General features: G+C 71.7%; 7 protein-coding genes. 5 read left to right on the forward strand and 2 right to left on the reverse strand.

The features are described 5' to 3' along the window. Positions 1-1,371: NAD(P)/FAD-dependent oxidoreductase (locus tag H0487_RS20575; protein WP_183096094.1), on the forward strand; the 1,371-nt coding region annotated here is incomplete at its 5' end. A 157-nt stretch (positions 1,372-1,528) separates the two neighbouring features. Beyond that, positions 1,529-2,941, forward strand: coding sequence for a phospholipase D-like domain-containing protein (locus H0487_RS20580; RefSeq protein WP_183096095.1), 1,413 nt, complete (start codon positions 1,529-1,531; stop codon positions 2,939-2,941). Here H0487_RS20580 and H0487_RS20585 read toward each other — a convergent pair. Next, positions 2,938-4,152 carry a YibE/F family protein gene (locus H0487_RS20585; protein WP_183096096.1) on the reverse strand — a complete coding sequence of 405 codons (1,215 nt, stop codon included), beginning with the start codon at positions 4,150-4,152 and terminating at the stop codon, positions 2,938-2,940. The genes H0487_RS20580 and H0487_RS20585 overlap by 4 nt on opposite strands. 64 nt (positions 4,153-4,216) lie before the next feature. Here H0487_RS20585 and H0487_RS20590 point away from each other — a divergent pair, with 64 nt between their 5' ends. Next, a complete protein-coding gene (locus H0487_RS20590) occupies positions 4,217-5,284 on the forward strand; it encodes a CobW family GTP-binding protein (protein ID WP_183096097.1) in 1,068 nt (355 codons plus the stop codon). Positions 5,285-5,342: 58 nt separating this feature from the next. Further along, positions 5,343-6,881, forward strand: coding sequence for an FAD-dependent oxidoreductase (locus H0487_RS20595; RefSeq protein ID WP_312856038.1), 1,539 nt, complete (start codon positions 5,343-5,345; stop codon positions 6,879-6,881). 33 nt (positions 6,882-6,914) lie between these two features. On the opposite strand, the gene H0487_RS20600 is transcribed toward H0487_RS20595, so the two are convergent. Then, positions 6,915-7,373 (reverse strand): MarR family winged helix-turn-helix transcriptional regulator, encoded by a 459-nt coding sequence (locus tag H0487_RS20600; RefSeq protein ID WP_183096098.1) that lies wholly within the window; start codon positions 7,371-7,373, stop codon positions 6,915-6,917. A gap of 145 nt (positions 7,374-7,518) precedes the next feature. On the opposite strand from H0487_RS20600, the gene H0487_RS20605 reads away from it, so the two are divergent. Beyond that, on the forward strand, positions 7,519-7,924 hold a 406-nt coding region (locus H0487_RS20605), incomplete at its 3' end, for an acyl-CoA thioesterase (RefSeq protein ID WP_183096099.1).

Here is a 7,924-nt window from a genome sequence, read left to right on the forward strand (position 1 = left end):
TCCAGCCGCGCGGTCGTGGTCGACGCGCGTCCTCGTCCCGGCGGCATGTGGGTCGACACCTACGACTACGTCCGCCTCCACCAGCCCCACCCGATCTTCACCGCCGGCAAGATCAAGTGGCAGCTCGACGCCCCTCCCAGCCACCTCGCGTCCAAGGCCGAGGTGCTCGACCACCTGAAGCACTGCCTCGACGTGGCCCGCGCCAAGGTCGACCTCGACGAGCGCTTCGGCTGGACCTATCTCGGCCACACGGAGGGTGACGGCCTCGTGGAGGTCGTGCTCCGCGCCCCCGACGGCTCGACGCAGACGCTGCTCTCCCGGCGCCTAGTCAAGGCGTTCGGCCACCAGGTCCAGCCGAACGCGCCCCTGTCCACGACGAGCGACAGGGTCCGCAGCATCACCCCGGAGACGCTGGACCTCACCGCGGTCCGGGCGAGCGGCACCCCGGTGTGGATCGTCGGCGGGGGCAAGACGGCCATGGACACGGCCTACCGCCTCATCACCGAGGTCCCCGACTGCGAGGTCCACCTGCTCGCCGGCCCCGGCACGATGTTCTCGCGGCGCGAGACCCTCTACCCGACGGGCGCACGACGCTGGTGGGGCGGTACGCCGACGAACACCATGGTCCGGGAGATCGCGGACCGGTTCGACGGGACCAACGAGACCGAGGTCCGCGACTGGTTCGCGGCGACCTACGGCGTCAGCCCGGTCCCGGGCGCCGTGGACTACTTCGGCGCCAACCTGTCCGAGGAGGAGTCCCGGGTGATCAGCCGCGGGCTGCGGTCCGCTGAGCGGGCCTACTTCGCCGACGCGGTCGACAGGGGGACCAGCGACGCCGACGGCGTCGACGTCGTCGACCGCGTCGGCGTCGCCCGCCCGGTCCCGACCGGCACCTGGATCGTCAACTGCACCGGCTCCCTGCTGCGATCCGACCACCCCTACGAGCCCTACACCTCACCCACGGGCAACGTGCTGTCGATCCAGATGCGGTCGAGCACCTTCGGGCCGTTCTCCTCCTTCGCCGGCTACTTCATGACCCACCTGATGTTCCGCGACCTGCTGACCTCGGCTCCCCTGGTCGAGCTCGACATCGCCGGGGTCCACCGACAGGCGCCGGCGTCAGCGATCTACGCAGGGATGACCGTGGCCCTCCACAACCTGAGCGTGGCGCTGGACGTGCTGCCCAAGAAGGTGCTGCTGGACTGCGGTATCGACTACAACCTGTGGTTCCCGCCGCACCGACAGCTCGCGGGCGTCGTCACGATGCTGGCGACGCACCACAGGAAGCGCGCGCACGACCGACGCACCATCGACGCCCTCGGAACCCGGTTCGGGATCCGCAGCGGCCCGCTGGCGCAGATCACCGTCTGAATTTCGATTTCCGAGAATTCACACCGCGCGCCCCCGCGGCGCGTGACGGCGGATTCGATAACCGTCACAGGACGTTCCACTCAGGCAGTTACCATGCCTCGTACCGGTGGACAGCAGCACCCGCTGCCCACCCACCCGGACCTGGGGGAGTCGATCAATGCGCCGAGCCGTCGTACTACTGGCGGTCCTGCTGCCGTTCACCTTGCTCAACGTGCCTGCCGGCGCCTACGCGCCGGGGGGCTACGAGCCCGGCGGTGGGGCGTCCTTCAACGTCCCCGAGCCGTGGGGCAGCGAGGGCGAGAACTCCTCGGTGATCCGCAAGGTCGAGGAGGCCTTCAACCACGTCCGGCCGACCGCCAAGGACCCGCGGCCGGTGATCCTGGTCACGAACTACCTCTTCGACCGCAAGAAGAGTGCCGACGCACTCATCGCCGCGTGCCGCCGTGGCGTCTCGGTCCGCGTCATCATCGACCGCGACGTGGTCTCGCGTCCGTTCCGCAAGCTCGTCACGATGCTCAACGCCGACAACGTCCGCGACCGTGACAACAACGGCATCGCCGACAACGACCCGAGGTCCGGGCGCTGCAACCGCAGCCTGCCCGACGAGACCGGCGGCCTGCGGGTCCAGTCCGATCCCGACGCCACCGAGATCCCGGTCATGTCGCCGCGCGAGGTCACCCGCAGCATCACCGAGGACTACGGCGCCGACGTCACCTGGGGCAAGGACCGCAGCTACGTCCTCAAGTGCGCCGCCAGCTGCCGCGGCGCCGGCGGCGAGACCAACATGCACTCCAAGATCTACGCGATGTCCAACAGCGGGTCGGCCCGCTGGGTGACCATGACGTCGTCCTCCAACCTCAACGCCGGCGGCGCCAACAAGGGCTGGAACGACCTCGTCGTCATGAAGAACCGGCCCAACACGTTCGCGTTCCTCGTGAAGATCCACCGGCTGATGACCCGCCAGAAGAAGGCCGGCGGCAAGCTGGTCGAGTTCGTCGACGGGCCCTACACCACCCGCATCTTCCCGATGGTCGGCGTCGGCAAGGACCGCGACCCGCTCATGGTCGACCTGCGCAAGGTCAAGTGCACCAGCAGCTTCGGGCCGACCCAGCTCTACATCCAGCAGTTCTGGTGGAACGGCCATCGCGGCAACTACATCTGGGACCGGATCCGCAACATGGCCCAGAACGGCTGCAAGGTCCACATCATCTTCGGAGCGGTCGACAGCAGCCTGCTGTCACGGATGCGCGCGGCGCGCGCCTCCGGGCTCATCGAGCTCTGGGACAGCCGGATCGACACCAACCAGGACAGCTGCGTCGACACCCGCACCCACATGAAGAACATCGCCGTGCGCGGCACCTACGGGCGCGACCGGCGCTACTCCGGGGTCTGGACCGGCACTGCCAACTGGGCCACCGGCTCGCTCACCAAGGGCGACGAGATCACCCTCAACGTGCGCAGCGCCAGCCTCTACCGGGAGTACGTCGAACGCTGGCAGGTGGTCAAGAACCACAGCTCTCTGCGCTGGTCCCCCGGTCCGCGTGAGCCCGGCTTCGTCTGCCCCGACTAGTCCCCCGAGGAGTAGCCGGGCCGGCGGCGACGAGGGGTCGGGCCGGCCACCAGCGCGCCGATCGCAGTGGTGACCGGCACTGCCAGCACCAGGCCGATCGACGTCACCAGCGTCCGCACCACCTCCTCGGCCAGCTGCTCGGTGGAGCGCAGCTCGAGGACCGAGCGGTCGTAGACGCTGAGGAGCAGCAGGACCAGGAGCGCCGTACCGACGTAGGCGAACACGATCGTGTAGATCGTCGAGGCGATGTGGTCGCGCCCGATCCGCATCGCGCCGGCGTAGACCTGCCACCGGGACGCCTCGGGCGAGGCGGCCCGCAGCTCCCAGACGGCAGAGGCCTGGGTGATCGTGACGTCGTTGAGCACCCCCAGCCCGGCGATGACCAGCGCGCATCCGAGGAGCGAGGAGAAGTCGAGGCTCCCGGCATAGGCACGGAGCAGCCCGCCCGCATCGTCGGAGATGCCGGTGAGCCGGGCATCTGCCACGGCGATCACCCCGAGGCCCGCGGTGATCGCGACCCCGAGCAGGGTGCCGGCGAGCGCGGTGCTCGTCCGGAGGGAGACGCCGTGGGTCAGGTAGAGGACCACGAACATGATCGCCGACGCCCCCGTGAGCGCGACCCCCACGCCCGGGCTGCCCTGGAGCAGCGCCGGCAGCAGGAAGCGCCAGACGACCGCGGCACCGACGGCGAGGCCGACGAGCGCGAACAGCCCGCGCCACCGGGCGACCGCGAGGACGACCCCGACGAACAGCGCGCCGAGCCACCGGAGGGTGCCGTCGCGATCGACCGCGACGAAGGAGTAGGACGCGCGGCCGCCGTCCGTCGCCGGGACCCGCTGGAGCTCGATCCGGTCGCCCGGCGCGAGGCCGGCGTCGAGGACCTCGGGCGGCACCCGCACCTCGACCCGACGGTCGTCGACGTCCACGGCGACCAGGCCGCACCCGGCCGGTGGCGCCTCCTGGAGCGGGCACGGCTCCCCCGCTGACCGCACCTCGCCGACGGGGAACGTCACACCGTCGGCCGCGTACGGCGCGGAAGGGACGTCCGCGGCATCGCCCGACGGCCACCAGAAGAGCAGCCCGGCGACGGTCGCGATCCCGGCCAGCCCCAGCCCGGCCAGGAGCACGACCGCGGCCGGACGCTCGACGCGTACCTCCTCGTCGACCCCGGTCGGGGCCCGGTGGGCGTGGGCATGGCCCGGTCGTGACATCGGTGGCCCCTTCTGGCATGGTTTTGAGAACGGTTCTCATTCTAGATGAAAGCGAAGGTCCCCCATGCGGACACCCGTCGTGCTCGTGACCGGCGTCGACCCGGACGCGATGGCGGCGACGGCGGTCGGGCTGCAGTTCGGCCTGCCCGGCGCCGTCGCCGTCCGTCACCACATCGACGTCGAGCATCAGCTCCTCACCCGTACGGTCAGCGACCTCACCGGGGTGCTGGAGCGCCAGGATGTCGAGCTCGAGCACGCCTGCGTGCCGTGCGCGATCCGCGAGGACGTGCTGCCGACCCTGGAGCGCCTCGCGCGCGCCCGACGCTGGTCCGGCATCGTCGCGCACCTCCCGGTCGGTGCCGAGTGCGCCCAGCTGTGCACCGTCCTCGACCGGGACACCCGGCTGGCCCGCGTCCTGCGGGTGTCGACAGTGGTCGCCGCCCTCGACGCCCGCGACCCGGTGCACGACCTGCTCGGCGACGACCTGCTGGCCGAGCGCGGCCTGGAGACCTCGCGCGAGGACCGGCGCTCGGTCGGAGAGGTGCTCGCTGCGATGGTCGAGTACGCCGATGCCGTCGTGCTCGACGGTGCGGCCACGCCCCTGGGTCGAGGACTCGTCGAGGCCCTCGCCCAGCCGGAGGCGATCATCGTCGGCGCAGCGAGCGACCTCGACACCGACGTGCTGGTGGACGGCGCCCACCAGCACAGCCGGACCGCTGCATGGACGACGCCGGTGCGACGCGACAGCCTCCCGTCGGCGCGCACCGAGGGGATCTGGCAGGTGGACCTGCACGCCTCCCGCCCGTTCCACCCCGGCCGGCTGCTGGAGTGCCTCGAGCTGCTCGGGACCGGCGCCCACCGGTCACGGGGGTGCTTCTGGCTGCCCTCGCGACCCGACCGCGCCCACCGCTGGGACGGCGCCGGCGGCCAGCTCAGCATCGGCGACCTCGGGCCGTGGCGCGGAGCGGCGCCCCTCACCCGGATCGTCCTGACCGGGATCGGGATCGCGCCGGCGGGCCTGCGTGATTCCTTCGACCGGCTGCTGTGCGGAGCGGAGGAGCTCCACCGCGGCTGGCAGGTCAGCGAGGACGGGTTCGAGCCGTGGCTCGGTCCGATCCGAGGCGTCGCCTGAGTCGCTGAGCCGGGCGCGCTCCCTGTCGGGCGAAACTAGAACGCGTTACAGTTTCTCGGTGACCACGGTTCCCGGATCCCTGCAGGCCTCCTACGACGTCGTCGTCGTCGGCTCCGGCGGCGGCGCGCTGACCGCAGCGGCGCTGGCCGCCAAGGCGGGGCTCTCGACGGTCGTCCTCGAGCGCACCGCGCTCATCGGCGGCACCTCGGCGTACTCCGGCGGCGCCTGCTGGCTGCCGGGCAGCGAGGTCCAGCAGCGCGCGGGGCTGCCCGACTCCACCGAGGGGGCACGGTCCTACCTCGCCGCGGTCCTCGACGACCCGGACCAGACGAAGATCGAGGCGTTCCTCGCGCACGCTCCCGAGCTGGTCGCCGCCCTCGAGGCCGACGAGCTCATGGACTTCGAGTGGATCCCGTTCTCGGAGTACTACGACGCGCCCGGCCGGGTGCCGATGGGTCGCTCTGTCCAGCCCGCGTCGATCAGGCGCGACGCTCTCGACAGTGACGTGATGGCGATGCTGCGACCGCCCGTCGAGCGGGACCGCGTCGGAGCGGGCGGCCGGTCGACCCTGTCCGGCGGCCAGGCCCTCATCGGCCGGCTCGCGTCGATGGTGGTCCGTGACGGCGGCACGATCGCGACCGAGCACCACGTCGTCGACGTACGGCGCGACGAGGGCGGCCGGGTCACCGGCGTGGTCGTCGACACCCCCGCGGGCCCGGCGGAGGTCGCCGCAGCACGCGGCGTGATCATCGGAGCAGGCGGCTTCGAGGGCAGTGACGAGCGCCGTGCCCTGCACGGCACACCGGGTCGGGCCGGCTGGACGATGGCGCCGCGCGGCACCAACACCGGCGACCTGATCGACGCCTGCGCCCGCGCAGGGGCGGCCACCGACTGGTCCGGCGAGGGCTGGTTCTGTCCCGGCCTGGAGCACCCGGACGGGAGCGGCACCTTCACGCTCGGCTTCCGCAGCGGAGTCATGGTCGACCAGACCGGTCGCCGCTACGGCAACGAGTGCCTGCCCTACGACCGGTTCGGCCGGATCATGGCGCAGGCGCCCGAGCGGATCCCCTCCTGGTTCGTGTTCGACTCCCGCGAGGGCGGCCGACTGCCCGCGATCGCGATGCCCGAGGGCGACCCCGCCGACCACCTCGCCGCCGGGACGTGGGTGACCGCCGGCTCGCTCGAGGACCTGGCGGCAGCGATCGGCGTGGACGCGGGCGTGCTGACCGGGACGGTCGCGCGCTTCAACGGCTTCGCCGAGACGGGGGTCGATGAGGACTTCGGGCGCGGACAGGACGAGTACGACACGTTCTTCGCCGGCGGCACCGGTCCCAACAAGGCGCTGACGCCGGTCGACCAGGCGCCGTACTTCGCGGCTCGCTTCGTGCTCTCCGACCTCGGCACGAAGGGCGGGCTCGTCACCGACGCCGCCGGACGGGTGCTCGACGCAGCCGACGGTTCTCCGATCCCCGGCCTCTACGCCACGAGCAACTCGGTCGCCTCGGTCTTCGGTTCGCACTACCCGGGACCGGGGGCACCGCTCGGCGCGGCGATGGCGTTCGGGTCGCTCGCCGTGCGGGACCTGCTGGCCGACTGAGCCCGTCGCCGGCCGGTCGCTGGGGCCGGTCGGTCAGGCCTCGTCGAGGCGCTCGAGGACGGTCGCGCAGATCGCCCCGAGCTCCCGCACCTGGGCGGCGCTGAGGCCGTCGAAGACCACCTCGCGCACCAGGCCTGCGTGCCCCGGGGCGGCGGCCCGGAGAGCGGCCAGCCCCTCCTCGGTGATCTCGACGAACGCCCCGCGCCGGTCATCGGCGCACTCGCGACGGGCGACCAGGCCGCGGCCGGTCATCCGGGTGAGGTGCTTGGACAGCCGGCTCTTCTCCCACTGGAGGCTGACGCCGAGGTCGCGCATGCGGACGCTGCCCTCCGGCACGTCGGTCAGCGCGACGAGCACGTCGTAGTCCTGGAGCGAGAGGCCGTTGGTTGCCTGCAGGTCACGGCTCAGGCGTGCGAACAGCCGGGTGTTCAGGTCGAGCCACGACCGCCAGGTCCGCTGCTGCTCGTCGTCGAGCCACGGTGGTTCGCTCACCGGCCCAGTCTAGCGACTTTGGTTGACACATCCACTTCTGCGGCGTGACGGCCGTCACGCACGCCACTCCGCGGTGATGACCCGGCGTTCCGACCCGACCCGGACCGGTGCTGAATGTTCGACCAGTGACTGCGAGGATGCGGACGTGGGCGAGGCGTTCGAGAGCGAGATCCAGGCGCGGCTGCGCGACATCAACCTGGGCGGGCACGTCGACAACGTCGAGGCGATCCGGGTGCTCGACGAGGCACGGATCCAGTTTCTGAGCTATGCACCGCTGCCCGCGATCGCGGGCGATCGTCCGGGCCTGCTCCGCGCGGTGCCGGTCGGGATCACCAACCTCGTGGGCGCCCAGCGGGTCGACTACCACGCGGAGATGCGGTTCGTGCCGTTCCAACCGTTCGTGGTGCGACTCTGGGTCAGCCACGTCGGCGGCTCGTCGTTCACCGTCGCCTCCGAGCTGCGGGTCGCACCCGGTCAGGCACCGGCAGTCGTCGCCGAGACGACCATGGTCATGTGGGACCCGGCCGCCGGCACGGCCTGGCGTCTCTCCG

The organism is Nocardioides stalactiti (genome assembly GCF_014180715.1).
GTDB lineage: Bacteria > Actinomycetota > Actinomycetes > Propionibacteriales > Nocardioidaceae > Nocardioides > Nocardioides stalactiti.

What these genes read in the sequence shown, in the direction of transcription:
- H0487_RS20580 (WP_183096095.1), top strand. Translation starts at nt 1,529, where the DNA reads ATGCGCCGAGCCGTCGTACTACTGGCGGTCCTGCTGCCGTTCACCTTG.
- H0487_RS20585 (WP_183096096.1), bottom strand. Translation starts at nt 4,152, where the DNA reads ATGTCACGACCGGGCCATGCCCACGCCCACCGGGCCCCGACCGGGGTC.
- H0487_RS20590 (WP_183096097.1), top strand. Translation starts at nt 4,217, where the DNA reads ATGCGGACACCCGTCGTGCTCGTGACCGGCGTCGACCCGGACGCGATG.